Source organism: Roseovarius sp. (assembly GCF_027019125.1).
Taxonomy (GTDB): Bacteria; Pseudomonadota; Alphaproteobacteria; order Rhodobacterales; family Rhodobacteraceae; genus Roseovarius.
The window spans coordinates 93547-119423 of record NZ_JALUXE010000034.1 but is presented as its reverse complement, the minus strand read 5'-3'; the positions used below and the strand labels follow the sequence as shown (position 1 = coordinate 119423).

25 protein-coding genes and 1 tRNA gene are annotated in these 25877 nt (G+C 62.1%); 14 read left to right on the top strand and 12 right to left on the bottom strand.

Annotated elements, in window-relative coordinates; translation table 11 throughout:
* Nucleotides 1-188: 188 nt before the first annotated feature.
* The 3 genes from MVC20_RS16920 (at nt 189) to pyrF (ending at nt 1592) form a co-directional block, all read left to right on the top strand.
* On the top strand, nt 189-443 hold the full coding sequence (locus MVC20_RS16920) for a hypothetical protein (RefSeq protein ID WP_297543502.1): 255 nt from the start codon (nt 189-191) through the stop codon (nt 441-443).
* 146 nt (nt 444-589) lie between these two features.
* Nucleotides 590-844, top strand: a complete 255-nt coding sequence (locus MVC20_RS16915; protein WP_297543500.1) for a hypothetical protein — start codon at nt 590-592, stop codon at nt 842-844.
* A gap of 55 nt (nt 845-899) precedes the next feature.
* Entirely contained in the window at nt 900-1592 is a 693-nt protein-coding gene (gene pyrF / locus MVC20_RS16910; RefSeq protein WP_297543498.1) for an orotidine-5'-phosphate decarboxylase, read from the top strand.
* 7 nt (nt 1593-1599) lie between these two features.
* Here pyrF and MVC20_RS16905 read toward each other — a convergent pair.
* From MVC20_RS16905 to MVC20_RS16895, 3 genes are all read right to left on the bottom strand, one after another.
* A tRNA-Gly gene (locus tag MVC20_RS16905) sits at nt 1600-1673 on the bottom strand.
* Nucleotides 1674-1762: 89 nt separating this feature from the next.
* Nucleotides 1763-2686, bottom strand: coding sequence for an orotidine 5-phosphate decarboxylase (locus MVC20_RS16900; protein ID WP_297543497.1), 924 nt, complete (start codon nt 2684-2686; stop codon nt 1763-1765).
* Between the two features lie 74 nt (nt 2687-2760).
* Nucleotides 2761-3807, bottom strand: a complete 1047-nt coding sequence (locus tag MVC20_RS16895; protein ID WP_297543496.1) for a Glu/Leu/Phe/Val dehydrogenase dimerization domain-containing protein — start codon at nt 3805-3807, stop codon at nt 2761-2763.
* A 119-nt stretch (nt 3808-3926) separates the two neighbouring features.
* On the opposite strand from MVC20_RS16895, the gene MVC20_RS16890 reads away from it, so the two are divergent.
* Nucleotides 3927-4382 (top strand): Lrp/AsnC family transcriptional regulator, encoded by a 456-nt coding sequence (locus MVC20_RS16890; RefSeq protein ID WP_037275888.1) that lies wholly within the window; start codon nt 3927-3929, stop codon nt 4380-4382.
* 3 nt (nt 4383-4385) lie between these two features.
* Nucleotides 4386-5546 carry a geranylgeranyl reductase family protein gene (locus tag MVC20_RS16885; protein ID WP_297543495.1) on the top strand — a complete coding sequence of 387 codons (1161 nt, stop codon included), beginning with the start codon at nt 4386-4388 and terminating at the stop codon, nt 5544-5546.
* Between the two features lie 76 nt (nt 5547-5622).
* Here the strand turns inward: MVC20_RS16885 and MVC20_RS16880 are convergent, their stop codons facing one another.
* The 7 genes from MVC20_RS16880 to MVC20_RS16850 all read right to left on the bottom strand — a co-directional run bounded on the left by MVC20_RS16880 (nt 5623) and on the right by MVC20_RS16850 (nt 13503).
* Nucleotides 5623-6768 (bottom strand): iron-containing alcohol dehydrogenase, encoded by a 1146-nt coding sequence (locus MVC20_RS16880; RefSeq protein WP_297543494.1) that lies wholly within the window; start codon nt 6766-6768, stop codon nt 5623-5625.
* Nucleotides 6765-8147 (bottom strand): aldehyde dehydrogenase family protein, encoded by a 1383-nt coding sequence (locus MVC20_RS16875; protein WP_297544233.1) that lies wholly within the window; start codon nt 8145-8147, stop codon nt 6765-6767. Before MVC20_RS16875 ends, MVC20_RS16880 begins: the two co-directional genes overlap by 4 nt.
* Nucleotides 8148-8220: 73 nt before the next feature.
* On the bottom strand, nt 8221-9576 hold the full coding sequence (locus MVC20_RS16870; RefSeq protein ID WP_297544231.1) for a glutamine synthetase family protein: 1356 nt from the start codon (nt 9574-9576) through the stop codon (nt 8221-8223).
* Between the two features lie 118 nt (nt 9577-9694).
* On the bottom strand, nt 9695-10732 hold the full coding sequence (locus MVC20_RS16865; RefSeq protein WP_297543493.1) for a TRAP transporter substrate-binding protein: 1038 nt from the start codon (nt 10730-10732) through the stop codon (nt 9695-9697).
* 66 nt (nt 10733-10798) lie between these two features.
* Nucleotides 10799-12121 carry a TRAP transporter large permease subunit gene (locus MVC20_RS16860; protein ID WP_297543492.1) on the bottom strand — a complete coding sequence of 441 codons (1323 nt, stop codon included), beginning with the start codon at nt 12119-12121 and terminating at the stop codon, nt 10799-10801.
* Entirely contained in the window at nt 12111-12719 is a 609-nt protein-coding gene (locus MVC20_RS16855) for a TRAP transporter small permease subunit (protein ID WP_297543491.1), read from the bottom strand. Before MVC20_RS16855 ends, MVC20_RS16860 begins: the two co-directional genes overlap by 11 nt.
* Complete coding sequence (locus tag MVC20_RS16850) at nt 12712-13503, bottom strand: N-formylglutamate amidohydrolase (protein ID WP_297543490.1); 792 nt, start codon at nt 13501-13503, stop codon at nt 12712-12714. The genes MVC20_RS16855 and MVC20_RS16850 overlap by 8 nt, the downstream gene beginning before the upstream one ends.
* A gap of 128 nt (nt 13504-13631) precedes the next feature.
* On the opposite strand from MVC20_RS16850, the gene MVC20_RS16845 reads away from it, so the two are divergent.
* A complete protein-coding gene (locus tag MVC20_RS16845; RefSeq protein ID WP_297543489.1) occupies nt 13632-14498 on the top strand; it encodes a MurR/RpiR family transcriptional regulator in 867 nt (288 codons plus the stop codon).
* Here the strand turns inward: MVC20_RS16845 and bhcR are convergent.
* Entirely contained in the window at nt 14470-15312 is an 843-nt protein-coding gene (gene bhcR / locus MVC20_RS16840) for an HTH-type transcriptional regulator BhcR (protein ID WP_297543488.1), read from the bottom strand. The genes MVC20_RS16845 and bhcR overlap by 29 nt on opposite strands.
* A 214-nt stretch (nt 15313-15526) precedes the next feature.
* Here bhcR and bhcA point away from each other — a divergent pair, with 214 nt between their 5' ends.
* The 8 genes from bhcA to ugpC all read left to right on the top strand — a co-directional run bounded on the left by bhcA (nt 15527) and on the right by ugpC (nt 24230).
* Nucleotides 15527-16720, top strand: coding sequence for an L-aspartate--glyoxylate aminotransferase BhcA (gene bhcA, locus MVC20_RS16835; protein ID WP_297543487.1), 1194 nt, complete (start codon nt 15527-15529; stop codon nt 16718-16720).
* Nucleotides 16721-16732: 12 nt separating this feature from the next.
* On the top strand, nt 16733-17701 hold the full coding sequence (gene bhcB, locus MVC20_RS16830; protein ID WP_297543485.1) for a beta-hydroxyaspartate dehydratase BhcB: 969 nt from the start codon (nt 16733-16735) through the stop codon (nt 17699-17701).
* Between the two features lie 68 nt (nt 17702-17769).
* Nucleotides 17770-18933 carry a 3-hydroxy-D-aspartate aldolase BhcC gene (gene bhcC / locus MVC20_RS16825; protein WP_297543483.1) on the top strand — a complete coding sequence of 388 codons (1164 nt, stop codon included), beginning with the start codon at nt 17770-17772 and terminating at the stop codon, nt 18931-18933.
* 8 nt (nt 18934-18941) lie between these two features.
* Nucleotides 18942-19946 (top strand): iminosuccinate reductase BhcD, encoded by a 1005-nt coding sequence (bhcD, locus tag MVC20_RS16820; RefSeq protein WP_297543481.1) that lies wholly within the window; start codon nt 18942-18944, stop codon nt 19944-19946.
* Nucleotides 19947-20084: 138 nt separating this feature from the next.
* The gene (ugpB, locus tag MVC20_RS16815) at nt 20085-21398 is read left to right on the top strand and encodes a sn-glycerol-3-phosphate ABC transporter substrate-binding protein UgpB (RefSeq protein ID WP_297543479.1); all 1314 of its coding nucleotides are present in this window, start codon (nt 20085-20087) and stop codon (nt 21396-21398) included.
* A 38-nt stretch (nt 21399-21436) separates the two neighbouring features.
* The gene (ugpA, locus tag MVC20_RS16810) at nt 21437-22318 is read left to right on the top strand and encodes a sn-glycerol-3-phosphate ABC transporter permease UgpA (protein ID WP_297543477.1); all 882 of its coding nucleotides are present in this window, start codon (nt 21437-21439) and stop codon (nt 22316-22318) included.
* Between the two features lie 20 nt (nt 22319-22338).
* A complete protein-coding gene (gene ugpE, locus MVC20_RS16805) occupies nt 22339-23175 on the top strand; it encodes a sn-glycerol-3-phosphate ABC transporter permease UgpE (protein ID WP_297544229.1) in 837 nt (278 codons plus the stop codon).
* A gap of 5 nt (nt 23176-23180) precedes the next feature.
* Nucleotides 23181-24230 (top strand): sn-glycerol-3-phosphate ABC transporter ATP-binding protein UgpC, encoded by a 1050-nt coding sequence (gene ugpC, locus MVC20_RS16800; protein ID WP_297543475.1) that lies wholly within the window; start codon nt 23181-23183, stop codon nt 24228-24230.
* A gap of 175 nt (nt 24231-24405) precedes the next feature.
* Here the strand turns inward: ugpC and pncB are convergent, their stop codons facing one another.
* A complete protein-coding gene (pncB, locus tag MVC20_RS16795) occupies nt 24406-25698 on the bottom strand; it encodes a nicotinate phosphoribosyltransferase (protein ID WP_297543473.1) in 1293 nt (430 codons plus the stop codon).
* Nucleotides 25699-25877 lie beyond the last annotated feature (179 nt).

The following is a 25877-nucleotide window of genomic DNA, read 5'->3' as shown; positions in this document are numbered from 1 at the left end:
TAGGCATGCGGCGGTCGGGGACCTCTTTTCATAAATGGGTAACAGCGCCGTGAGGTTCAAGACAGATCGCGCGGGATTCGTACGAGCGCCACGTTTTCGTGACTGGGACTTGGCATAACCCGTTGCGATACCGATCTCTCCAAAAGTTATCCACAGGGCCGTGACGCCCTTCGAGGAGATCAGGAGCAATGACAGAGCAGGCAGTGAGACTTGAAGCGGTTGGTTACAATCCCGAATGGGCGGCCTTCGTCGCGCGGGCAGAAATGGTCGATGGGCAAGAGCGGTTGGTTTATCCAGTGTTTTTCCGGGCACCGCTGACCGCGGAATTCGCAAGGGTGATGCGGGGCCTTGTCGAGCGGGCGCGGTATCTGCACCGCTCTGGCCGGTCAGACCTACGGCTACGCCGCGCGGCTGGGCACCCCATGCCCACCTTGGCGGCGTGATCGACAGTCCCGGATCCTATCCAGAAAATGATGCAGAAGGGCCCTGATTTCACCGTGATGTTGCGCAAGGCTATCTTTAGTATCGACGCGATAAACAGCCGGCGTTTCGGGCCGTTTGTGTTGTAAACAGTGACAGGGTTTTAAGAATGCATATCATCAAGGTGCGTGCGCGCGATTTGCGCCAAGACAGTCAGGCCGACCGCGTGAGCGGCGTGTTGCTGCTGGAAACGGAAACCGGACAGATCAGTCTGAACGTCACGGCCCCTGCAGAAGAGGCAAGCCATGATGCCCTCTGGCGCGATGCCCTGCGGCAATTGAAGCGTTTGCCCGAGTTTCGCCGGAATGTGAACCGCATCACCTGGGCGGACTCTGCCCTTGACGGGATGCGCGCAGAGGCTTGACGCCGCGTATCTCCGCCGCGACAAGGGCGCATCCGACAGCAGAGGACCGCGCCCCATGACCGACGACCGCCTGATCGTAGCTCTCGATGTACCCAACGCGCTTGCCGGGCTGAAACTGGCCGAGCAATTGGGCGACTCTGTCGGATTCTACAAGATCGGCCTCGGAATGCTTACCGGCGGCGGGCTGGCCCTTGCCAACGAGCTGAAGGCCGAACACGGCAAGCGGATCTTTCTCGACATGAAGCTCTTTGACATCGGAGCCACGATCGAGGCGGCGGTGCGCGGACTGGCCCAGTTCGATCTGGATTTTCTGACCGTGCATGGTGACCCGCATGTGGTGCGCGCGGCGAAAGAGGGAGCCTCGGGCAAGCCGATGAAGATCCTCGCGGTGACCATCCTGACCTCGCTGGACCGGGCCGATCTGGATGCCGGGATGATCAAGCAAGGGGACGTGCCCGATCTGGTGGCCGAGCGTGCGGGCCGCGCCTTTGACGCCGGGGCAGATGGCGTGATTGCCAGCCCGCAAGAGGCCGCGATGATCCGCGCCCTGCCCGAAGCGGTGGACCGCCTGATTGTTACCCCCGGCGTGCGCCCCGCGGGCAGCGCCCTCGGCGATCAGAAACGTGTGGCAACCCCGGCGCAGGCCATCGCCGACGGGGCCGACCACATCGTCGTCGGGCGGCCCGTCTGGGCCGTACAAGACCCGCTGGCAGCGGCCCAGGCGATACTGTCGGAATTGCGCGGCTGAGAAAGTCTGGAGCGGGTAACGGGAATCGAACCCGTAACTGAAGCTTGGGAAGCTTTCGTGATACCTTTTCACCATACCCGCCGCAGCGCTCTGGATAGCACCGTCGCTTGGACTGCTTCAAGCGAAAACTTGTGGCGCCTCACAGTCGCGTTGTGATTAACCTGCCCGGATCAAGACCCAAAGCGGATCACGCTCTGACCTTTGGGGGTCGTGCTGCGATAGACCACCGTTTCGGGCAGGTGCAGCGTGAAGGGTGCGCGTGCCTGATCCGCTTGCCAGGGCGTGCCAAGGTCGAGGCAGTTAGCCTCGGCGCCAGCGAAATCGCGGCGCGGCGTCACCCATCGCAGATTGCCAAGGTCGCGGGCAATCTCCTGGCCTGCTTGGGTCACGCGGCTGCGGCGCAGCATTTCGCGGCCCAGCCCTTCGGTGCGGGGGTCCTGCCCCGGCAGATCGGACCAGACCCCGCAAAGATGCGCGCGTCCGCCAACGGGGCGCAGTTCTGCTGCAAGGCGCAGACCGCCGCCGCTGCTATAGCGTCCTTCGACCACCTGCGCCGCGCTCGAGAGGGGCACGGTGCGGCTGTTGCGGATCAGGAGCGGGATCACTTGGAGAGAGGAACTCATCGCGCCGGTGCCGGTCTGGGTGAAATCGATCTGTGGATCGCTGCCGCCGCCATTCCTGCGGCTGATCTGTTTGCGCGGCACGAATACCTCGGGCACGCGGCCCGGCTTCCATGTCAGAGAGGTGAGGAGGCAACCCGCAGGCGCGCCGGCATAATCAAGCCTTGGGTCGATCTGTGGCAATTCCCCGAGGTTCTGGGCGATGCGCTGACCGTCTACGTAAACCGTCGCCAAACGCACGAGTTCGCGTGCGGCACCTATGGTATAGCTCGACTGGCTCTCGCTCTCGGACCAGACGCCGCAGAGCGCGGTGCGTCCGTCCGTCGTCGGGCGCAGTTCGGTGGCAATCGTGAGGCCGCCACCGCTGCTGAAAGTGCCGTGCGTGAGGCTAACCCGTTCGCTCAGCGCGGTTTGCGCCGCGGCGCCCCCAGCCAGTCCAAGGATCAGAGCAAAAGACAGGGGCAAACGCAGCATGAGGGTCTCCGTGAGTGTTTGGCACAGTGTAACAGGCCGGAAACCCCGGCTCAATTCACGTTGGTAGAGCGGCGTCAGACGGCTACCTGCAACAGTTGTTCCTCGACCAGCCGGTCGGCGATCATTGCGGGGCTTACGCCTTCGCCCGATGCGCGCGCGAGAATATGCGCCATGCGCGCCTGCATTGCGTCCAGCCGCTCGTCGACCCAGGGGGCGCGCGGCGCGATGCGCAGGATTTCTGCGGCGACGTTGACGATCCCGCCACCATTGGCGACGTAATCGGGCAGGTAGAGGATGTCGCGCGCGCGCAGGCGCTCGGCATCTTCGGGGCTTGCCAGTTGGTTATTGGCGGCACCGCAGACCATCCGTGCCCTGATCTCGGGGATGCTGCGGGGATTGAGAACGCCACCGATGGCGCAGGGGGCAAATATATCGGCATCAACGGCATGGATGCTGCGCGGATCGACCATGGTCGCGCCATACTCTCGCACCGTGCTGGCCACGTGGGCGGGGTTCATATCCGCCACGCTCAGCTTGGCGCCTGACTCGTGCAGCAGGTGGCACAGATGCCAGCCGACATGGCCCAGCCCCTGCACCGCCACATGCCGACCGCTGAGGTTCTGCGTGCCCCAAAGCTGTGCCGCCCCGGCACGCATCGCGCCCAGAACGCCGCGCGCGGTTACCGGCGAGGGATCGCCGCTGGCATGTGTGCCGCTGTTCAGACCGGCGACAAAACGCGTCTCGCGGGAAAGCTCGGCCATATCCTCGGGGGACATGCCCATATCCTCGGCGGTCCAATAGCGCCCCTGAAGCCTGTTGATCGCGCGCCCCATGGCGCGCAGCAGTGCCGGTGTCTTGGCGTGGTCGGGATCGCCCAGGATGACGGCCTTGCCCCCGCCCAGGGGCAGTCCGGCGGCCGCGTTCTTGTAGCTCATGCCGCGCGAGAGGTTGAGCACATCTTCAAGAGCGGCGTCGTCGCCCTCGTAGGTGCGCATGCGCAGGCCGCCCGCAGCCGGGCCGAGCCGCGTGGAATGCAGCGCGATAAACCCGCGCAGGCCGCTCTCGCGATCCTCGACGCGGTAAACTTCTTCATGTGTGGATATCGCCAGACGTGTGAGCATGTTGGACTCCTCCTTGCCCACAAGGTAAGAGCGGTCAGGCGCGATAAAACAGCAAACTCTTGTCAATTGCGCGTGACCTTTGGGTGATATCCCCAAAAAACGGGGAAAGAGTAGGGAAAATGGATCGCATCGACCGTCAGATCATCGCTGCCCTGCAACGCGACGGACGCCAGAAGCTCGCCGATCTGTCGGCGGCGGTGGGGCTTTCGCCCACGCCTCTGGCGCGGCGCATCGCGCGGCTTGAAACAGAGGGGGTCATCACCGGCTATGCGGCACGGGTGAACCAGGAAAAGCTCGGCCTGCCGCTCAACGCCTTTATCTTTGTCGAGTTGGAGCATCACACAAGGGATGCGATTTCGGCCTTTGAGACGCGCCTTAGGCGGTTCGACGAGGTGATGGAATGTTACCTGATGACCGGCACACGGGATGTGCTCTTGCGGGTGGTGGCGGCCGATCTGAGGGATTTCGACCGCTTTCTGGAAGAGGGGTTGATGCAGACCCCGGGCATCCGCTCGATGCGGTCAAGTTTCGCGCTGCGCACCATGATCCGGCGCGATGCCCTGCCAGAGGTCTGAGAGGTGGACCGCTTCGACGTGATCGTGATCGGGGCCGGGCCCGCAGGCGCCTCTGCTGCCTTTGTGGCGGCGCAGGCCGGGTTGCGTGTGGCTCTGATCGACCGCAGGACCTTTCCGCGCGACAAGCTCTGCGGTGGCCTCGTGACCGGGCGTGCGCGGCGCCACTATGCTGATATTTTCGGGCATGAGATGCCGTTTGGTCCGCAGGACCGCAAGACCACGGTCGATTTCCGCTATCGTGGTCAGCCGGTGGGGATCATCGAGGATGCGCCAGCCCTTTGCGCCACGATGCGGTGGGATATGGATGCCATGCTGTGCCGTCATGCGTTGGCTGCGGGTGCGCAGAATTTCACCGGGCAGGCGGTGGCAGAGATCGACCGCGACAGCGGAACGGTGACGCTCAAAGGCGGCGCGATGCTAAGCTATGGCGTGCTGATCGGTGCGGACGGGGTCAATAGCCAAGTGGCGCGGGAGCTATTTGGCCAGCCGTTTGACCGCGCGCGCATCGGCTTTGGGCTAGAGATCGAGGCGGACGGCGCGGATGTGGATCCTGCCGCGCCGATCCGCATTGATCTTGGGGCGGCGCAATGGGGGTATGGCTGGGTCTTTCCCAAGCGCTGTTCGACCACGGTGGGCGTGGGAGGGGTCCTGGCCAGGAACCCCGAGATGAAACGCGCCATGTCCGCCTATTGCGAGATGCTGGGGATCGACGCGGCTGAGGCGTCTTTCAAAGGGCAATTCCTGCCCTTTGGGGATTTCCGCACCGTGCCGGGGCAAGGTGCCGTGTTGCTTGCGGGGGATGCGGCGGGGCTGGTCGATCCAATCACGGGCGAAGGCATCGGCTATGCGATGCAGAGCGGGCAATTGGCGGCGAAGGCGGCGATTGCGGCGCTGAACGACGGGCATCCGGAGACCGCGTTGACCCGCTATCGCCGCGCCTTGCGGCCGGTTCACCGCGCGCTGCGCATGGCGCGATTGATCCGTCCGGTGATCTTCATGCCCGCGCTTGAGCCGGGGTTTGCCCGAGCCTTTCAACGCTCCTCCAGCCTGCGGCGCGATTATCTGCGCCTGATGGCGGGCGAGGTGGAGTATGCGCAGATACTGGCGCGCTTGGTGTTGCGCTTGCCTCGGCTGGGTGTGATGGCGGTGCGCGCCAGCCGCTGATCGTGGGCTGGGGAAGGGATGGGGGACGCTGTCCCCCAAACCCCCTGAGGTATTTTGGGCCAGATGAAATCGGCCGTCAGAGAGCCGCCCGGAACAGCGCTGTCAGGTTGGCTTCGGTCAGGGTCACCGGGTTGCCGCCACAGCTCGGATCGGTCAGCGCATCGCGGACGAGGTCGGGGATCGCGGCCTCGGTCACGCCCAGATCGCTCAGGCGGCGCGGGATGCCGAGGCTGTCGTTGAAGTCCTGCACGAAGGCGCGGAATCCATCATAGCCGCCCTCAATTCCAAGATACCCTGCCGCCCGGTCAAACCGGTCGCGGATCACATCGGCGTTGAGGTCGAGAACGGCGGGCATGCAAACCGCATTGGTGGTGCCGTGGTGGGTGTTGAAATGCGCTCCGATCGGGTGGCTCATGGCGTGGATGGCACCGAGACCTTTTTGAAACGCGGTGGCGCCCATGGCGGCGGCGCTCATCATCTGGGCGCGCGCCTCGAGGTCCGTGCCATCGGCATAGGCGCGCGGAAGGTAGTCGATCACAAGGCGCATGCCCTCAAGGGCTATGCCCTGCGACATCGGGTGGTAATGGGGCGAAGAGAAAGCCTCGACGCAATGAGCAAAGGCGTCAAGCCCGGTGCCTGCGGTGATGAATTTCGGCATCCCGACCGTCAGCTCGGCGTCGCAGATCACGACCGTCGGCAGAACCTTGGGGTGAAAGATGATCTTTTTCGCATGGGTCACGGAATTGGTGATCACGCTGGCGCGCCCCACCTCCGATCCGGTCCCGGCGGTGGTGGGCACGGCGATGATCGGTGCGATGGCATCGGCATTCGCGCGCGTCCACCAATCGCCGATATCCTCGAAATCCCAGATGGGCCGCGTCTGCCCGGCCATGAAGGCGACCATCTTGCCCAGGTCGAGACCCGAACCGCCGCCAAAGGCGATCACGCCGTCATGCCCGCCCGCCTTGTAGGCGGCGACACCGGCCTCGAGGTTGATCTCGTTGGGGTTGGGATCGACCTCTGAGAACATCGCGCGGCCAAGGCCCGCGGCGTCGAGAATGTCGAGCGTGCCGGCCGTCACCGGCAAGCCCGCAAGACCCTTGTCGGTCACGAGAAGCGGGCGTTTGATCCCGGCCTGCGCACAGGCGGCGGGCAGTTCGGCAATCCGGCCAGCGCCGAATTTGATCGCGGTCGGATAGGACCAGTTGGCAGTCAGAGTCATTTCGTCACCTTCTTGAGATGGTAGGATTTGGGGCGCGTGAGGTTGTGATAGCCGATCACCGAGAGACCGCCGCCGCGCCCGGTGTTCTTGCAGCCGGTCCAGCAGAGACCGGGATCGAGATAATCGGCACGGTTGAGGAATACGGTGCCGGTCTCGATCCGGTCGCCCACCGCCTGCGCGCGGGCGACGTCGGCGGTCCAAAGGCTGGCGGTCAGGCCAAATTCGCTGTCATTCATCAGCGCGATGGCTTCGTCATCCGAGGCGACGGGCATGATTCCCACGACGGGGCCAAAACTTTCGTCGCGCATGACGCGCATCTTGTGGGTTACATTCGTCAGGATTTGCGGCGTGAGATACGCCGCACCGTCATCCTCGGGCATGGTGGCGATGTGCGCCTTGGCCCCCATTTCGAGCGCCTCAGCCACCTGTGCGCGCACCTCTGCGGCAAAGCGCACATTCGCCATCGGCCCAATGGTGGTTTCAGCGTTCATCGGATTGCCCAGCTTGTAGGTGTTCACCAGCGCCACGGATTTCTCGACAAAGGCATCATAGAGGCTCTGGTGCACATAAATGCGTTCGATCCCGCAACAGCATTGCCCGGAATTGAACATCGCCCCGTCGATCAGCGTCTCAACCGCTGCGTCCAGATCGGCATCCTCCATCACATAGCCGGGGTCTTTGCCGCCAAGTTCCAGACCAAGCCCGGTAAAGGTGCCCGCTGCCGCCCGCTCCATCGCGCGCCCGCCACCGACCGAGCCGGTGAAGTTGATGAAGTTGAAGGCACCGCCTGCGATCAGCGCCGACGTGGTGTCGTGATCGAGAAAGACGTTCTGGAACACATCCTCGGGCACGCCTGCCTCGTGGAATGCGCGCGCCATGCGCTCGCCCACGAGGAGGGTTTGCGTCGCGTGTTTCAGCACCACGGTGTTGCCCGCGATGAGCGCGGGTGCCACGGTGTTGATCGCGGTCATGTAGGGATAGTTCCACGGCGCCACGACAAAGACCACGCCATGCGGCACACGTTTGATATAGCGCAGGAAGGTGGCATCTTCGCCCACGGCGATGTCGGCCAGCGCGCCTTGGGCAATCGTTGCCATATGGCTGGCGCGTTCGTTAAAGCCGCGGAATTCCCCACCATAGCGCACCGGGCGACCCATCATATGCGCCAGTTCCGGCACGATGTCGTCATTCATCGCCCCCACGGCGGCGACACCGGCCATCACCAGTTGGATGCGCTCTTGCAAGGGGCGCGCCGCCCATGCCGACTGCGCTGTGCGTGCCCGTTCAGCCGCCGCTTGCGCCGCAGCCAAGGACAGCACGGGACGCTCGGCATAGACCGATCCGTCGATGGGTGAGATACATTTCAATGTCTGCATGATCGCATCCTTGATCGCGGGCGTGACGCCCGTCCTTTCATCGTTCAACAAGTACTCAAGTCCGAGCGCGCGGCGCTCAGGCCCGCTCGAAACCGCGCGCCACCTCGTAATCCGTGACCACGCGGTCGAAATCCTCGATCTCGACCTCCGCGGCGCGGGCATAGTGATCTATGACCTCATCACCAAAGGTGTCGCGCAGGAATTGCGAGTCTTTCAGCGTGCGATAGGCATCGCGCAGCGTTTCGGGAATGCGGCCGCTCTCGCCGCTATAGGCATCCCCGGTCGCGGGCGGGGCCAGTTCCAGCTTGTCCTCGATGCCCTTGATGCCCGCCGCCAGCATCGCCGCCATGGCGAGATAGGGGTTGAGATCCGAACCGCCCACGCGGCATTCCACGCGCACCGCTTTGGACCCTTCGCCGCAAAGGCGGAACCCTGCGGTGCGATTGTCCACCGACCACAGGATGCGCGTGGGCGCAAAGGTGCCCTTCTGGAACCGCTTGTAGCTGTTGATATAGGGGGCGAGGAAATAGGTGTAATCGGGCGCGTATTTCAGCAGGCCAGCCATGTAATGTTTCATCAGTTGCGACATCCCGAGACTGTCCTCGGGATTGAAGAACGCCGGTTTGCCATCCTGCCAGAGCGACTGATGCACATGGCTGGATGAGCCGACGCGCCGGTGATCCCATTTCGGCAGAAAGCTGGCCGCGTGCCCCTGTTGCCACGCAATCTCCTTGATCGCGTGTTTGGCGATGGTGTGGTAGTCGGCGGTATCGAGCGCCGGGGCGTATTTGATGTTGAGCTCTTCTTGCCCTGCCTCTGCCTCGCCCTTGGTGTTTTCGATGGGCAGACCGGCGGCATGGAGATGATTGCGGATGGGCCGCATTACATGCTCTTCCTTGGTGGTCTGGAAGATATTGTAATCCTCGTTATAGCCCGCCAGCGGTGTGAGGTCGCGATAGCCGGATTTGCGGATTTCGTCATAGCTCTTCTCAAACAGGAAGAACTCGAGTTCCGTTGCCATCATCGCGTCAAAGCCCATGGCATCAAGCCGCGCCAATTGCCCCTTGAGCATGGCACGGGGACTATGGGGGACCGGCGCATGGGTGTGGTGATCGAGCACATCGCAGAGCACCATCACCGTGCCTTCGAGCCACGGCATCGGGCGCAGCGTGCTCAGATCGGGTTTCATCACATAGTCGCCATAGCCGCGCTCCCAGCTTGTGGCGGCAAAGCCCTCGGGCGTGGTCATTTCCAGATCGGTGGCCAGCAAGTAATTACAGCAATGGGTTTCTTCCCAGGCGCTGTTGACAAAATGGCTTGCGTGAAATCGTTTGCCCATGAGCCGCCCCTGCATGTCCACGAGACAAACGAGCACGGTATCGACCGTGCCGGCGGCAACCTTCGATTTGAGATCTTCGAGACTGAGGGCCATGGCGGCGTCCTTGTTTTTCATGCGGTATCGCGTCGGTATTACATCGGTATTCGGCGGGTGTCTTTACGTGACCCGGCCCCGCGTCTGAACGGGGCCGGGCGGTGTCATCGTGGGGCGATCAGCCGTTGGTATAGGGAGGACCGGCCTTGTTGATCACCTCGTTATACTCGCGGAAGATGCCGACGATCTTTGCCTCGATCTCGCCTTCTGCGGCGATCTCGGTCCAGAACTCCTTGGCGGCATTCTCGACTTCGGCCCATTCATCGGCGGGCACCGTGCGCAGTTCCAGCTTGTCGCCGCGCGCGCGCAGGCGCGCTTCGCCGCCCCAGTACCACTGGTTGCGGTAGGTGTGGCTGGCTTCGGTTGCGGCCATCACCAATTGCTTGAGGTGATCGGGCAGATCGGACCATTGCTTCTGGTTCACGAACCAGGACCCGATCCAGGCCCCCGAGATGTTGTTGGTCAGGAAGTAATCGGTCACATTGGCCCAGCCGACGGTGTAATCCTCGGTGATACCCGACCATGCCATGCCGTCCAGCTCGCCGGTTTGCACCGCCACTTCGGCATCCGCATAGGGGATGTTGACCGGCACGACGCCGAACTTGGCCAGGAACCGCCCGGCCGTGGGGAAGGTATAGAGCTTGAGCCCGTCAAGATCGGCGACAGACTTGATTTCCTTTTTCGTGTTGAAGTTGCAGGGGTCCTGTCCTGCCGAGGAAATCCACTGCACGCCAACCTTGGCGTATTCGTCGCGCCAGATGTCGGCGAGGCCGTATTGGTTGAAGAGCACCGGCACGTCGAGGATATGCTTGGTGGCAAAGGGGAAGTAGCCGCCGAACTGCCGCAGCGGCGTGGGCGAGGCCATCGAATCGTCATCGGAATGGACCGCGTCGATGGTGCCGCGCTGAAGCGCCTGAAACAGCTCTCCGGTGGGCACGATCTGATCGGCATAGAACAGCTCGATCTCCATCTCGCCATTGGCGACGGAATTGACGTAATCGACCATCGGTTTGGTCACGTGTTCACCCAAGGCGCCGCCGGCATAGGTCTGCATCCGCCACTTGATCGGGGCTTGTGCCTTGACGATGGCGGGGCTTGCCAGCGTCGCCGCGGCACCGATCCCGGCGGTGGTGAGAAACTTTCTTCTGGTGGTCATGTCTTGATACTCCTGTTGGTTGCTCTGTGAAGTTTGCTCCGTTGGTGGAGTTCTGGGGTTATTTCGTCATCCATAAACCAGCTGCGGCAGCCAGAGCGCGATCTGCGGAAAGATGATCACAAGGGCCAGTGCCAGCATCATGACAAGCACGAAGGGCAGGATCGAGCGATAGATGTCGCGCAGGGTGATTTCGGGCGGGGCCATGGCCCGCATCAGGAACAGGTTATAGCCAAAGGGCGGCGTCATATAGGCGATTTGCGTGGTGATGGTGTAGAGCACGCCATACCAGATGAGATCAAAGCCGAGCACGCCCACCAGCGGCACATAGAGCGGAGCCACGATCACGAGCATGGCCGTATCGTCGAGGAATGTGCCCATGACGATGAAGCTGAGCTGCATCAGGATCAGGATCACCCACGGATCAAGCCCAAGCTTTTCGGTGAACAGGCTCTCGATGGCCTTGACCGCGCCCAGCCCGTCGAACACCGCGCCAAAGGCGAGGGCCGCAAGGATGATCCACATGAACATGCAGGAAATGCCAAGCGTCATGCGCACCGAGGTTTCAAACACGGCCTTTGTCATCCGCCCCTTGAGCACGGCGGCCATGAAGGCCGTCATCGCGCCGATGGCCGAGCTTTCGACGAGGCTGGTCCAGCCGTTGACGAAGGGCACCATCATCGCCACGAAGATGAACAGCGGCAGCAGACCGGCGCGCAGCAGTCTCAGCTTTTCGCCGAGAGGCATGGTGCGCTCGTCCGGTGGCAGGACCGGACCAAGATGCGGCTGCACGCGGCAGCGCACATAGATGTAGATGACAAAGAGCGCGGCCATCAGCAGCCCCGGCATGATCCCCGCGAGCCAAAGTTGGCCCACGGGCTGTCGTGCGATCATCGCATAGAGCACCAGCACGACGGAGGGCGGCACGAGGATGCCAAGGCTCGACCCCGCCTGAATGACGCCTGTCACCATGATCTTGTCATAGCCGCGCCGCAGCAGTTCTGGCAGGGCAATCGTGGCCCCAATCGCCATGCCTGCCACGCTGAGGCCGTTCATGGCCGACACCAGCACCATGAGGCCGATCGTGCCGATGGCAAGCCCGCCGCGCACTGGTCCCATCCAGACGTGGAACATCTTGTAGAGGTCGTCGGCGATGCGGCTCTCGCTCATCACGTAGCCCATGAAGATGAACATCGGCAGCGTCAGCAGCGGATACCAGTTCATCAGCTTGATCGCCGAGGCAAAGGCGATATCGAACCCGCCCCGGTCGCCCCAGAGCAACAGCGCCGCGATGACCGCAACAAAGCCGATGGCACCAAAGACGCGCTGCCCGGTGAAGAGCATCACCATCATGGTCGCGAACATGAAGAGCGCGATCATTTCATAGGACACTTGGTACCTCCTCGCCGCGCAGCCGCAGAATGTCGCGACACAGCTCTGCCAGTGTCTGCAACAGCATCAGGAAAACGCCGAAGACGAGGATCGTCTTGATCGGCCAGATCACGGGGCGCCAGACGGTCGAGCTGCGCTCGAGCACGCCGATCTTGGCGCGTGCGGCCTCGAGGCCTTCGGTCAGGAGCGTTCGCAGGAGATCCCCGAAAAACGCCATGGGTTCGGTTCCGAAATACCCCAGGGAATAGGCGGTCGAACTGATCCCGCCATAGAGCAGGACGCCAAGGTAGAAGAGCAGAAAGAACACCGTGATCACATCGACCATGGCGCGCGTGCGGTTCGACCAATCGCCATAGAACAGGTCCATCCGCACATTGCTGCCCATCTGGATCGAATAGGGCCCGCCCAGAACGTAATAGGCGACCATCACGAATTGCGCTGTCTCCAGCGTCCAGAGTGCGGGGCTAAAGAATGTCTTGGAGACCGAGGACCACAAGAGCACCCCGACCAGCGCGAAAATCAGATACATCGCGATCCGCCCGATAAAGCGGTTCATCGCGTCGATGATGCGGATATAGGCGCGCATGGTTCTAAGCATGTGCGCCTCCTTTTGTCGTCTCGGCCAAGTGGCTGAGCGCCGGGCGCAGCAAGGTCAGCATCTCGTCGGCCATGCGCGCCTCGGCGGCGGCATCTTGCAAGAGGTCATTGCGGATCTCGATCATCACATTGGGCAGGTCATGCGCCAGCCCGTGCAGTTTCAAGGAGTGGGTCACGCCATCTTCGGGGCCATAGGGATCGTTGCGCCGGATCACCCGATGGGGCAGGCGGTGCGCCTCGGCCAGCATGGCATCGGCGAGCCGCGTGTCCTTGTCATGGAGGATGCCGATTTCGCAGGCGCGGGGGGTGCCGAACCAGACCGGGGTAAAGCTGTGCATTGTGATCAGCGCGGTGGCCAGCCCCGCCGCCTTGCGCGCGGCGATCACCTGACCGACAGCGCGGCAGAACGGCGCGTAGACCTGCGCTGCCCGGTCGGCGCGCTCTGCCTCGGTCAGGTTGCGATTGCCGGGCACCTCGATCAGTTCAGAGCGGTCCGGCATGGCGCTTGCCGCCTCGGGAGGGCGGTTGCAGTCGTAGACAAGGCGCGACACCCTGGCCGCCACCAGCGGCGCATTGAGCGCGCTGGCCAGGGTCAGCGCCACGGCCCGCGCGCCGGGGTCCCAGGCGGCATGGCTCTGCTGCGCCTCGGCGCTCAGCCCAAGGCCCTGAAACCGCGCGGGGATGAAGTTCGACGCATGTTCGCACAGGATCAACGCCGGGCCAGTGGCCTGCGCGTCGATCACTTCGACCACGTCAGAATCATCCCGGTGCAGATCGTTTGTCATGCGCCCCCCTGCGGCATTTGTAAAAATGTTTCCACATGAGGAAATTTGTGTCAATATATTTCCAGCGGGCATCCCCGGAATAAGATCCGGCCTGCCTGTTTCGACAGCACCCGTTCAGGAGCCGCGATGTGACCAAGCCTCCGACAACCGTGCGCGACCTGATCCGCGCGCATTACAGTGCCCTCACCCAATCCGAGCGCAAGTTCGCGCAGGCGCTCTTGGACAGTTATCCAGCGGCGGGCCTGGCCTCGATCACCATCGTCGCGGCGAATGCGGGTGTCTCTACGCCGACGATCGCGCGCATGGTGCAGAAGCTGGGCTTCAAGGGGTATCCGCAATTCCATCAGGCGCTGTTGAAAGAGTTGGAGGCCAAGGTATCCGGCCCGACGCAACGCCGCGCCAATTGGGCCTCCGAGGCGCCTGCCACCCATTCGCTCAATCGCTTTGCGCAGGCAGTGACGCAGAACATCGAACAGACCTTTGCCAATATCGACAGCGCGCAGTTCGACGCGGCCGCGCGCCTTTTGGCCGATACCGATGGGCGGCTCTATCTGGTGGGGGGGCGAATCACACGGGCCTTGGCCGATTACGCCTTTACCCATTTTCAGGCGGTGCGCGGTCGGGTCACGCATATGACCTCGTCTTCGGCGACATGGCCGCATTACGTGCTCGACATGGTCAAGGGTGACACCCTGCTGATGTTCGATATTCGTCGCTATGAAACCAGCCTGATGCGGCTGGCCGAGATCGCCACCGAACGCGGCGTGCGCGTGGTGCTTATCACCGATCAGTGGATGAGCCCGATTTCAGAGCTTGCCACGCATACCTTCAACTGTTGGGTCGAAATCCCTTCGGCATGGGATTCCAACATCTCGACCATGATGCTGTTGGAGGCGCTGATTGCCGCCGTGCAGGAAGAACGTTGGCCCGCAACCCGTGAGCGTTATGAGCAGTTGGACGAGCTGTTCAACGCGACCCGGCTGTTTCAGAAATAGCCACGACCTTGCCCGCGATCAGATGGGTGATCTGGGCCGCCGCCTGTGCCACGGCCGCGCCGAATTCCGAAATCTGCGCATCATGGAACCGGCTGCTGGGGCCAGAGATGGACACCCCGGCGCAGGGTTCGCCACGGTCGTTGAATATCGCGGCCCCGATGCAGGACATGCCGTCATACCGCTCGTTGCGGTCAAAGGACCAGCCGCGCGCGCGGGTTTCCGCAAGATCGTCGAAAAGCGCGCGCGGGGTGATCAGGGTTTCTTCGGTAAACCCCTTGAGGCCTGCGCCCTTGAGCAACGCCATCAGACGATCCTCGGGCAAGGCCGCCAGAATCGCCTTGCCGGTGCCGGATGCATGCATCGGGGTGCGTGATCCGGGCGGAAAGAAGGCGCGGATCGGGTTCTGAGTCTCGACCTGTCCGATAAAGACCACTTCGGCCCCGTCCGGCACCGCGAGATTCGCGGTTTCGCCGGTTTGCTCCATCAACCGGCGCATGACCGGGCGGCCCGCATCGGCCAGATTGGTGCGCTTGAGATAGGCAACGCCGGTGCGATAGGCCTCGATCCCGATGGTCCAATCCTGCCGCTCTTCGTCGAAGCGGACGAAATCGCGCTTTTGCAGGGTGGTCAGGATACGGTGCGTCGTGGCGGTGGGAATCCCGAGGCTGAGCGACAGATCGGTGAGGTTCACCCCCTCTTGCCGCGCCACGGCGGTCAGCACCGATAGCGCCCGATCCAGCGCCTGCATGGTGCCGGCGCTGCTCTCTGCGAATTGGGATTTCGGGCGGCCGCGCGCGCGCTTGGTCTGGATCATGGTGGTGATTCCCTTGCTGGTTCACTCGGTAGGCGATTGTATGCAGAATAAAAAATATTTTCACGCATTTCCTGAAAATGGATTTGGAAAAATGAAAATCAAATAAAATCATGCGCTTGAATATTTAATTTATAAAATGAAAATACCTTTCAAGAAAATTGCAAAGCGGGGTCGCGTTCTCCATATTACCATTATCTCAGAGGAGGATGGTGCAATGTCAGATCAGAACCCGGTTTTCATCCCCGGCCCCACGAATATTCCCGACCGGCTCCGTCGTGCCATGCAGGTGCAGACGCAGGATCACCGCTCGCCCGCTTTCGTCAACACGCTTGCCCCGGTTCTCAAGGGCTGCAAGACGGTCTTTGGCACCGACAAGGGTGAGATCATCACCTTTCCCGCGTCCGGCACAGGCGGCTGGGAGGCGGCGATCACCAACACGCTCAGCCCCGGCGACAAGGTTCTGGTGGCGCGTTATGGCATGTTCAGCCATCGCTGGATCGACATGTGTCAGCGGCATGGGCTGGATGTTCAGATCATCGAATGCCCTTGGGGCAGCGGCGCACCCGCGGACCGTTTCCAAGAGGCGCTGACGGCCGACAAGGACCACAGCATCAAGGCCGTTCTCGTCACCCATAACGAGACCGCGACCGGCGTCGTGTCCAACATTGCCGCCGTTCGGGCCGCGATGAAGGCTGCCAAGCACCCGGCGCTGCTGATGGTCGATTGCGTGAGCTCGTTGGGCTCGATGCCCTTCGAGATGGACACCTGGGGCGTTGATATTGCTGTCTCCGGCTCGCAAAAGGGGTTCATGCTCAACACCGGCATGGCCATCCTGGCCGCCAGCCCCAAGGCGCTGGCCATGATGGAAACCGCGAAATTGCCGCGCACCTTCTTTGATTTCCGTGATATGATGGGGTCGAATGCCAAGGGCGGCTATCCCTATACGCCGCCGCTGCAACTGATCTATGGTATGGCCGAAAGCCTGAACATGCTGTTCGAGGAAGGCTTGGACAATGTCTATGCGCGCCATGCCCGCATCGCAGAGGGTGTGCGCCGCGCGGTTGCGGCTTGGGGCTTGAAACTGGTGGCGCAGACGCCAGATCTGTATTCCGATACGGTCAGCGCGGTTTTCGTCCCCGAAGGCTTTGACAGCAACCGTCTGACCGAGCGCGTGTTCTCGACCTACGGCATGAGCTTTGGTGTCGGCTTGGGCGAAATGAATGGCCGCGCCTTCCGCATCGGCCACCTCGGCAGCCTGACCGAGTCGATGATGCTCTCGGGTCTCGCTACGCTTGAAATGGCCATGGCGGATCTAAATTACCCCGTTAAGATGGGGTCTGGCGTGATCGCGGCGCAGGAGTACTATCGCTCGACCGCCAAGCCCGTTTTGGCCGAAAAAGCCGCGTGAAAGGAAGACCAAATGCTGGATCAACGTAGTCCGAGCGACCTGACGATCGACGATGTGCGCGCCGCGCACGAGCGGATCAAACCCTATATCCACCGCACGCCCGTGCTGACCTCGTCTTATCTGAATGAGCTGACCGGGGCGGAATTGTTCTTCAAGTGCGAGAACTTTCAGAAGGCGGGCGCCTTCAAGGTGCGCGGTGCCTCGAACGCTGTGTTCGGGTTGACCGACGAGATGGCCAAGATGGGCGTGGCGACCCACAGCTCTGGCAATCATGCGCTGTCGCTCAGCTATGCCGCCGGGCGGCGGGGCATTCCCTGTCATGTGGTGATGCCCCGCACCGCGCCGCAGGCGAAAAAGGATGCGGTGCGCGGCTATGGTGGGATCATCACGGAATGCGAGCCGTCAACCTCCAGCCGCGAAGAAGTATTCGCCAAGGTGCAGGCCGAAACCGGCGCGGAATTCGTGCATCCCTACAATGACCTGCGCGTCATCACCGGGCAGGGAACCTGTTCGCTCGAATTGATGGAGCAGGTTGAGGGGCTGAACGCCGTGATCGCCCCCATCGGCGGGGGCGGCATGGTGTCGGGCACCTGTCTTACGCTGTCGAACATCGCGCCGCATGTCGAGATCTACGCAGCAGAGCCCGAACAGGCCGATGACGCCTATCGCAGTTTCAAGGCGGGCCATATCATCGCCGATGACGCGCCCGATACCGTGGCCGATGGTCTCAAGGTGCCGCTCAAGGAAAACACCTGGCATTTCGTGAGCCACAATGTGACCGACATCCTGACCGCCAGCGAAGAGGAAATCATCGACGCGATGAAGCTCACCTGGAAGCGGATGAAGATCGTGATCGAGGCAAGTTGCGCGGTGCCTCTTGCCACCATCCTCAAGAACCGCGAGGTTTTCGCGGGCAAGCGCGTCGGCGTGATCATCACGGGTGGCAATGTCGATCTCGACACGCTGCCGTGGATCAAGTGACCAATTCCAAGCGGCGCGCGACCCCCGCGCGCCGTAACTGAAAAACCCGAATTCTGGGAGGACCTCTGATGAAAGACACGATCAATCTCGACGCCTACGAGGTAGGCTATGACATCCCCGCGCTGCCCGGCATGGACGAATCCGAAATCCAGACGCCGTGCCTGATCCTTGATCTCGACGCGCTGGAGCGGAACATCAAGAAGATGGGCGATTGGGCCAAGGAGCATGGCGTGCGTCACCGCGTGCACGGCAAGATGCACAAATCCGTTGACGTGGCCAAGTTGCAGGAGAGCCTTGGTGGCGCCTGCGGCGTTTGCTGTCAAAAGGTCAGCGAGGCCGAGGTCTTTGCCCGTGGCGGGATCAAGGACGTTCTGGTCTCGAACCAGGTTCGCGACCCGGCCAAGATCGACCGTCTGGCACGCATGCCGAAACTCGGCGCGCGCACCATTTGCTGCGTTGACGATCTTAACAATGTCGCCGACCTGTCGGCGGCGGCGCAAAAGCATGGCACCCAGATCGAATGTCTCGTTGAAATCGACTGTGGCGCTGGGCGCTGCGGTGTGACGACAACCCCCGCCGTGGTGGAGATCGCCAAGGCGATCGACGCGGCACCGGGCCTTAAATTCGCGGGCATCCAGGCCTATCAGGGCGCGATGCAGCACATGGACAAGTACGAGGACCGCAAGGCGAAGATCGACATCGCCGTGGCCATGGTCAAGGACGCCGTTGATGCGCTCAAGGCCGAGGGGCTTGAGTGCGACATCGTCGGCGGCGGCGGCACCGGCAGCTACTATTTCGAAGGTAATTCGGGCGTCTACAACGAGCTTCAGTGCGGCTCTTATGCCTTCATGGATGCCGATTATGGGCGCATCCTCGACAAGGACGGCAAGCGCATCGACCAGGGCGAATGGGAAAACGCGCTGTTCATCCTGACCTCTGTCATGAGCCATGCCAAGGCTGACAAGGCCATTGTGGACGCGGGTCTCAAGGCGCAGTCGGTCGACTCGGGCCTGCCCTTCGTCTTTGGCCGCACGGATGTGCAATATGTCAAATGCTCGGACGAGCATGGCGTTGTGTCCGATCCCGATGGCGTGCTCAAGGTCAATGAAAAGCTGCGCCTTGTGCCGGGTCACTGCGATCCGACCTGCAACGTGCACGACTGGTATGTCGGCGTGCGGGGCGGCAAGGTCGAAAGCGTTTGGCCGGTGTCGGCACGCGGCCGGGCCTACTAAGGGCTGGCATGATGAATACCCAACAACAGGTGGCCGCCGACGGTTTCGTGATCGTCGGCGAGGAAATCTGCCAGAAAATCATCAGCCGGGCGGACGCCTTTGGCGCGGTCGAGGCGGTGTTTGCCGCGATGGCAAGCGGCGATGCCTATAACTTTCCGGTGGTCCGCGAGGCGATCGGTCATGCCGATGCGCTCTATGGCTTCAAGGGTGGGTTTGACCGCTCTGGCCTGGCGCTGGGCCTCAAGGCCGGGGGCTATTGGCCGGGCAATATGGACAAGGGGCTGACCAACCATCAGTCCACCGTGTTCCTGTTCGATCCCGATACCGGGCGGCTTTCGGCGCTGGTGGGCGGCAATTACCTGACCGCCATTCGCACGGCGGCGTCGTCCTCGGTCTCGATCGCCCATCTCGCGCGCAAGGACTCGAAAGTCTTGGGCATGGTCGGTGCTGGACATCAATCCACCTTCCAATTGCGTGCCGCCGTCGAGCAGCGCGCGTTCGAAAAGGTGGTGGCATGGAACCCGCATCCCGACATGCTGCCCCGTCTCGGTGCCGTGGCAAAAGAGCTGGGGCTGGAGTTCGAGGCGGTCACGCAAGAGGAGCTCGGTGCGCAAGCCGATGTGATCATCACGATCACCTCAGCCTTTGAGCCGCTGATGATGGCAGACTGGATCAAGCCCGGCACGCATATCGCCTGCATGGGCACCGACACCAAGGGCAAGCAAGAGGTCGATCCGGCGCTCTTTACCCGTGCCACGGTCTTTGCCGATGAGATCGCGCAGTCGATCACCATCGGCGAGGCACAGCATGCGGTGGGCAAGGGCCTGATTGCCGAAGGCGACATCACCCCCATCGGCGCTGTGATCAACGGCACCCATGGCGGGCGCGCGTCGGAGACGGAAATCACGCTCTTTGACGGCACGGGCGTCGGGCTTCAGGATCTTGCCGTGGCCTCGGTCGCGGCCAAGCTGGCGCGTGAACAAGGGCTGGTGACACCCATCACCCTGGGCTGATCCGGTTCATAACAGTTTGGTGAAATTTGCACAGGCAGCCGTTACTACGGTTGCCTGTTCGCGTTTTACGTGTAGCTTGACCGCGCAAGACGCGGCTGGACAGGATGATCCGGGCACGCGTTCCACAGGGAGGATCAGATGTCTAAATTCGCTTTTGGCGCCATTCTTGCGGCCACCACGGCCCTTGCCCCACTCACCGCCGCCGCGCAGACCGAGATTCAATTCTGGCACGCCTTCACGGGGCGGCTGGCCGAATTGCTCGATGAACAGGTTGCTGGCTTTAACGCCGGGCAGAGCGATTACAAGGTCACGGCCACGCCCAAAGGCAATTATTCCGAGGCGCTGAATGCCGGGATCGCCGCGTTCCGCGCGGGCGAACAGCCGCAAATCCTCCAGGTCTTCGAGGTTGGCACCGCAAGCATGATGGCTGCCAAAGGGGCAATCAAGCCGGTCTACGAGGTCATGGCCGAGTCGGGTCTGCCCTTTGATCCCAATGCCTACCTCTCTGCCGTTACCGGCTATTACACCACCGCCGAGGGGCAAATGCTCTCGCTGCCCTACAACTCTTCGACGCAGGTTCTCTATGTGAATCGCGACGCGCTGGAAGGGGCGGGGATCGACCCCGAGACGGACCTCAGCACATGGCAAAATGTCGATGTGGTGCTGGGCCAACTCAAAGAGGCGGGTCATGCCTGTCCCTACACCACCTCCTGGCAGAGCTGGGTGCATCTCGAGAGCTTCTCGGCCTATCACAATGTGCCGTTTGCCACGCAGGCCAATGGCTTTGGCGGTCTGGACACGGAACTTGTGTTCAACGGACCGCTCCAGGTGCAGCATATCTCGAAGCTGGGGGAATGGGCGCAGGACGGCAAATTCATCTATGCCGGTCGCCGCAACGAAGCCGGGGCCAATTTCCGCGCCGGAAACTGTGCCCTCTTCACCGAAAGCTCGGCAGGCTATGCCGGTGTGAAGGCCGAGGCACAGTTCGATTTTCAGATCCGTCCCTTGCCCTATTGGGATGGGGTTGAGGGTGCGCCGCAGAATACCATCATCGGCGGCGCGTCGCTCTGGGTGCTGGCCGGGCATGAGCCCGAGGAATACAAGGCCACCGCCGCGTTCCTCAACTACCTGTCCTCGCCCGAGGTGCAGGCGCAATGGCACCAGAACACCGGCTATCTGCCCATCACCTCTGCCGCTGCCGAGGTGACGCGCGCGGCGGGGTTCTACGAGGCCAACCCCGGCACGGATATTGCCGTGATCCAGATGACCAGCAAGGAGCCGACCGAGAATTCCAAGGGGTTGCGTCTTGGGTCCTTTGATCAGATCCGGGCGATCATCGACGAAGAGCTGGAGGCCGTCTGGTCCGGCGACAAGGACGCGCAGGCGGCGCTGGATACGGCGGTGGAGCGCGGCAATCAACTGCTGCGCCGTTTCGAGCAAGCCAATCGCTGAGACAAGGGCGGGGCCGGGCAACCGGCCCCTGACCGCGCATGGAAAAACGTGTCACCTTCAAGGGCTGGCTCTTGCCGCTCTGCCTGATCGCTCCGCAGGTGTTCATCTCTGCGGTGTTCTTCTTTTATCCGGCGGGGCAGGCGGTCTGGCAGTCGCTCTTTATTCCTGATCCTTTCGGCCTGTCGTCGCAATTCGTGGGGCTGGGGAATTTCGAATACCTGCTTGGCGATCCCTATTACCGCGCGTCTTTTGTGACCACGGCGGTGTTTTCCACGCTGGTCACGCTGGCGTCGATGATCCCGGCGCTCTTTCTGGCGGTCATGGCCGACCGGCTGGTGAAATCGGCGGGCACCTATCGCACGCTGCTCATATGGCCCTATGCCGTGGCCCCGGCCGTCGCGGGGGTGCTGTGGATGTTCATGTTCAACACCCGCGTGGGCGTGGTGTCGTGGTATCTGGGGCAACTGGGCTATGATTGGAACCATGTGCTGAACGGGACCGAGGCGATGGGGCTGGTCGTCGCCGCCTCTGCCTGGGGGCGGATCAGCTATAATTTCCTGTTCTTCTTTGCCGCGCTTCAGGCCGTGCCCCGCTCGATCATCGAGGCGGCTGCCATCGACGGCGCGCGCTTTTGGCGGCGGTTCTTTACCATCGTGCTGCCGCTCCTGTCGCCGACCACTTTCTTTCTCTTGGTGGTCAATATCGTCTATGCGTTCTTCGAGACCTTCGGCGTGATCCACACCATCACCGCCGGTGGACCGCAGCAATCCACGACGATCCTCGTCTACAAGGTGTTTTCCGATGGCTTTGTCAGTCAGGATCTGGGGTCCAGCGCCGCGCAATCGGTGATCCTGCTGGTGGTCGTGGGCCTGCTCACGGTGCTGCAATTCAAATACATCGAGAAACGGGTGCATTACTGATGGCGCGCGAGATCACAGGCATGGTGGAGCGGCGCGGTCTGGGTTTGTGGCTGACGCATCTGGGGATGATCGCGGGGGTGCTCGTGATTTTCTTTCCGATCTGGCTGGCTTTCGTTGCCTCGACCGTGACGCAGCCGGAAATCGTGCGCCCGCCGATGCCGCTCTGGCCCGGCGACCAGCTGATCGAGAATTACACCGCTGCCCTTTTCTCGGGTGTCAATGTGCCGGTGCTGAGCATGTTGGGCAACTCGCTGATCATGGCGGTGGGGATTGCCGTGGGCAAGATCATCATCTCGCTCACCTCGGCCTTTGCCATCGTCTATTTCCGCTTTCCGGGGCGCAATATGTTCTTCTGGCTGATCTTCCTCACCTTGATGCTGCCTGTCGAGGTGCGCATCGTGCCGACCTATGAGGTGATCGCGGGCTTTGGCATGCTCAACAGCTATCAGGGGCTGATCTTTCCGCTTGTCGCGTCGGCCACGGCGACGTTCCTGTTTCGCCAGTTCTTTCTTACCGTGCCGGATGAGCTGGCCGAGGCGGCGCGCGTTGATGGCGCCAGCCCGATGCAGTTCTTTCGCGATATCCTCTTGCCGATGAGCCGCACCAATATCGCCGCGCTTTTCGTGATCCTGTTCATCTATGGCTGGAACCAGTATCTGTGGCCGCTTCTGATCACCACGGATCCGTCGATGAACACCATCGTCATGGGCATCCGCCAGATGTTTCCATCGGGCGATGACGTGGCCGATTGGCCGGTGATCATGGCCACCTCGATCCTTGCGATGATCCCGCCGGTGGTGGTGGTCATCTCGATGCAGAAACTCTTTATCCGCGGCCTCGTGGACAGCGAGAAATAGACCCAATGGCAACCGTAACCTTCGACAATATCAAGAAACGCTTTGGACCGACCGAGGTGATCAAGGGTGTCAGCCTCGACGTGGCGGATGGCGAGTTCATTGTTATCGTCGGCCCTTCGGGCTGTGGCAAATCCACCCTCCTGCGCATGGTCGCGGGGCTTGAGACGATCAGCGAGGGCGAGTTGCGCATCGGCAATCGCCGCGCCAATGATCTGGAGCCGATGGATCGCGACATCGCCATGGTGTTTCAGAACTACGCGCTCTATCCGCATATGAGCGTGGCGCAGAACATGGGCTATGGCCTGAGGATCGCGGGACTGCCCAAGGCCGAGATTGCGGCCAAGGTGCAGGATGCGGCCAAACTCCTGCAACTGACCGAGTTGCTGGATCGCAAGCCCCGGCAGCTTTCGGGCGGTCAGCGCCAGCGTGTCGCCATGGGGCGTGCCATCGTGCGCGCGCCGTCGGTGTTTCTCTTTGACGAACCCTTGTCCAACCTCGATGCCAAGCTGCGGGTTCAGATGCGTCTGGAGATCCGCGAGTTGCAGGCCAAGCTCGGCATCACATCGCTCTATGTCACCCATGATCAGGTCGAGGCGATGACCATGGCGGACCGCATGATCGTGATGAATGCAGGCCGCGCCGAACAGATCGGCACGCCTCTGGATGTCTACGAGCGTCCTGCCACGCTCTTTGCGGCGCAGTTCATTGGCAGTCCGTCGATGAATGTGCTGGAAGGTGAGGGGCGGGAGGGCGCGCTCTGGCTGGGGGCGGCCCGGTTGCCCAATCCGACGGGTCATCGGGGGCCTGTGATGCTGGGGCTCAGGCCAGAGCATCTTGTGCCCGATCCCGAGGGGCCGATTGCGATGCAGGTGCAGCTTGCCGAGCCTCTGGGGGCCAACACGCTGTTGCACGGCAAGCTGGAAGCGGGCCAAGGGTTTACCGCAAGCCTGCCTGGCGTCCATACGGTTGCGCATGGTGGAGAGATCCTGCGCCTCGGTATCAAGCCCGAGAACATGCACCTTTTCGATCGCGCCACGGGCCTGCGATTGGGGTGATCGGCCGACAGGTGGCGGGGCTCATCCGTCCTTGAGAATGGCCTGCGCTGCCTCTCGCCCCGCCAGAACCGCGCGTCGGCCCAGCCGCCGGGTCATCGCATCTGCCACTGGCGCGCAGGCCTTTGCATTCGTGTTCTGTGGCAGAGGTCCATGCGCATTACCTCCGTGTCAGACGTCAGACGATAACCTCGAACTCTTCCTGTGCGCCGAGGCCAAAGACGCGCTGGTAGCGGGCGATCTGATCGGCCGGTCCCATCGCCTTGCGCGGGTTGTCCGACAGCTTGACCGTGGGACGCCCGTTTGCGGCGACGGCCTTGCACACCAGCGAAAACGGGGCCAACGCATCATCCGGCGTGAGCCCTCGGAAATCATTGGTCAAGAGCGTGCCCCAGCCGAACGAGCAGCGCACCCGCCCCGAAAACCGCTGATGCAATGCGATGATGCGGTCCACATCCAGACCATCGGAGAAGATCACCATCTTCTGTCGCGGATCCTCGCCGCGCGATTTCCACCAGTTTATCGCGGTTTCCGCCCCCTCTTCGGGCGCGCCGGAATCGATGCGGATGCCGGTCCAGCCCGCCAGCCAGTCCGGCGCCTTCTCCAGAAACCTCTTGGTGCCATAGGTGTCGGGCAGGATGATGCGCAGGTTGCCATCATGCTCTTCATGCCAGTCGGACAGAACCTCGTAGGGTGCGCGCGCCAGTGCTGCATCATCCTCGGCGAGGGCGGCATAGACCATGGGCAGTTCATGGGCGTTGGTGCCGATCGCCTCGAGATCGCGGTTCTTGGCGATCAGGCAATTCGACGTGCCGACAAAGCGGTTGCCCAACCGTTCGCTCATCGCCTGCACGCACCAATCCTGCCACAGGAATGAATGCCGCCGCCTTGTGCCGAAATCGGCGATGCGCAGCCCCTCGATGGGGCGCAGATGTTCGACCTTTTCCCAAAGCTTGGTCATGGCGCGGGCATAGAGCACCTGAAGCTCGAATTTCTTGAGGTGATGCAGCACCGCGCGCGACCGCAATTCCATCAGCACGGCCAGCGCCGGGATTTCCCAGAGCATCACCTCGGGCCACTTGCCCTCGAATGTCAGCTCGTACTGCCCGTCGCGTTTTTCCAGGTGATAGGGCGGCAGGCGCAGCGCCTCGAACCAATCCATGAATTCGGGCGTGAACATGCTGCGCTTGCCGTAGAACATGTTGCCGCGCATCCATGTGCTCTCGCCGCGCGAGAGCGACAGGGACCGGATATGATCCAGTTGTTCGCGCAACTCGCCCTCATCCACGAGGTCGGCCAAACGGATCGCGCTGCTGCGGTTGATCAGCGAAAAGGTGACGGTTGTATCGGGGCGCCGGCGAAACACCGATTGGCACATCAAGAGTTTGTAGAAATCGGTGTCGATCAGGGATCGGACAATCGGGTCGATCTTCCATTTGTGATTATGCACACGGGTGGCGATATCGACCATGGGTGGCCTCCGGCGGGACAATTGCAGCGGTTAAATCAAAGCGGGCGGGGTCGTGCAAGGCGCATCGGCGCGCGTGGTCCATGGGCTGGCCCGCAAAACTGTCTTATTGAACAGGAAATCAAGCCAATTTGGTAAATTAATCTTACCAGAATGCTTGCCTTTGCTCACATAAGCGTTAC

Bases quoted from the DNA above. Each gene is read 5' to 3' on its own strand.
- pncB (WP_297543473.1), bottom strand. From the start codon at position 25,698: ATGGTCGATATCGCCACCCGTGTGCATAATCACAAATGGAAGATCGAC.
- MVC20_RS16920 (WP_297543502.1), top strand. From the start codon at position 189: ATGACAGAGCAGGCAGTGAGACTTGAAGCGGTTGGTTACAATCCCGAA.
- bhcA (WP_297543487.1), top strand. From the start codon at position 15,527: ATGTCAGATCAGAACCCGGTTTTCATCCCCGGCCCCACGAATATTCCC.
- MVC20_RS16850 (WP_297543490.1), bottom strand. From the start codon at position 13,503: ATGACAAACGATCTGCACCGGGATGATTCTGACGTGGTCGAAGTGATC.
- ugpE (WP_297544229.1), top strand. From the start codon at position 22,339: ATGGTGGAGCGGCGCGGTCTGGGTTTGTGGCTGACGCATCTGGGGATG.
- ugpB (WP_297543479.1), top strand. From the start codon at position 20,085: ATGTCTAAATTCGCTTTTGGCGCCATTCTTGCGGCCACCACGGCCCTT.
- MVC20_RS16880 (WP_297543494.1), bottom strand. From the start codon at position 6,768: ATGACTCTGACTGCCAACTGGTCCTATCCGACCGCGATCAAATTCGGC.
- MVC20_RS16865 (WP_297543493.1), bottom strand. From the start codon at position 10,732: ATGACCACCAGAAGAAAGTTTCTCACCACCGCCGGGATCGGTGCCGCG.
- MVC20_RS16915 (WP_297543500.1), top strand. From the start codon at position 590: ATGCATATCATCAAGGTGCGTGCGCGCGATTTGCGCCAAGACAGTCAG.
- bhcB (WP_297543485.1), top strand. From the start codon at position 16,733: ATGCTGGATCAACGTAGTCCGAGCGACCTGACGATCGACGATGTGCGC.
- MVC20_RS16870 (WP_297544231.1), bottom strand. From the start codon at position 9,576: ATGGCCCTCAGTCTCGAAGATCTCAAATCGAAGGTTGCCGCCGGCACG.
- pyrF (WP_297543498.1), top strand. From the start codon at position 900: ATGACCGACGACCGCCTGATCGTAGCTCTCGATGTACCCAACGCGCTT.
- MVC20_RS16895 (WP_297543496.1), bottom strand. From the start codon at position 3,807: ATGCTCACACGTCTGGCGATATCCACACATGAAGAAGTTTACCGCGTC.
- MVC20_RS16890 (WP_037275888.1), top strand. From the start codon at position 3,927: ATGGATCGCATCGACCGTCAGATCATCGCTGCCCTGCAACGCGACGGA.
- bhcD (WP_297543481.1), top strand. From the start codon at position 18,942: ATGATGAATACCCAACAACAGGTGGCCGCCGACGGTTTCGTGATCGTC.
- bhcC (WP_297543483.1), top strand. From the start codon at position 17,770: ATGAAAGACACGATCAATCTCGACGCCTACGAGGTAGGCTATGACATC.
- ugpC (WP_297543475.1), top strand. From the start codon at position 23,181: ATGGCAACCGTAACCTTCGACAATATCAAGAAACGCTTTGGACCGACC.
- MVC20_RS16900 (WP_297543497.1), bottom strand. From the start codon at position 2,686: ATGCTGCGTTTGCCCCTGTCTTTTGCTCTGATCCTTGGACTGGCTGGG.
- ugpA (WP_297543477.1), top strand. From the start codon at position 21,437: ATGGAAAAACGTGTCACCTTCAAGGGCTGGCTCTTGCCGCTCTGCCTG.
- bhcR (WP_297543488.1), bottom strand. From the start codon at position 15,312: ATGATCCAGACCAAGCGCGCGCGCGGCCGCCCGAAATCCCAATTCGCA.
- MVC20_RS16855 (WP_297543491.1), bottom strand. From the start codon at position 12,719: ATGCTTAGAACCATGCGCGCCTATATCCGCATCATCGACGCGATGAAC.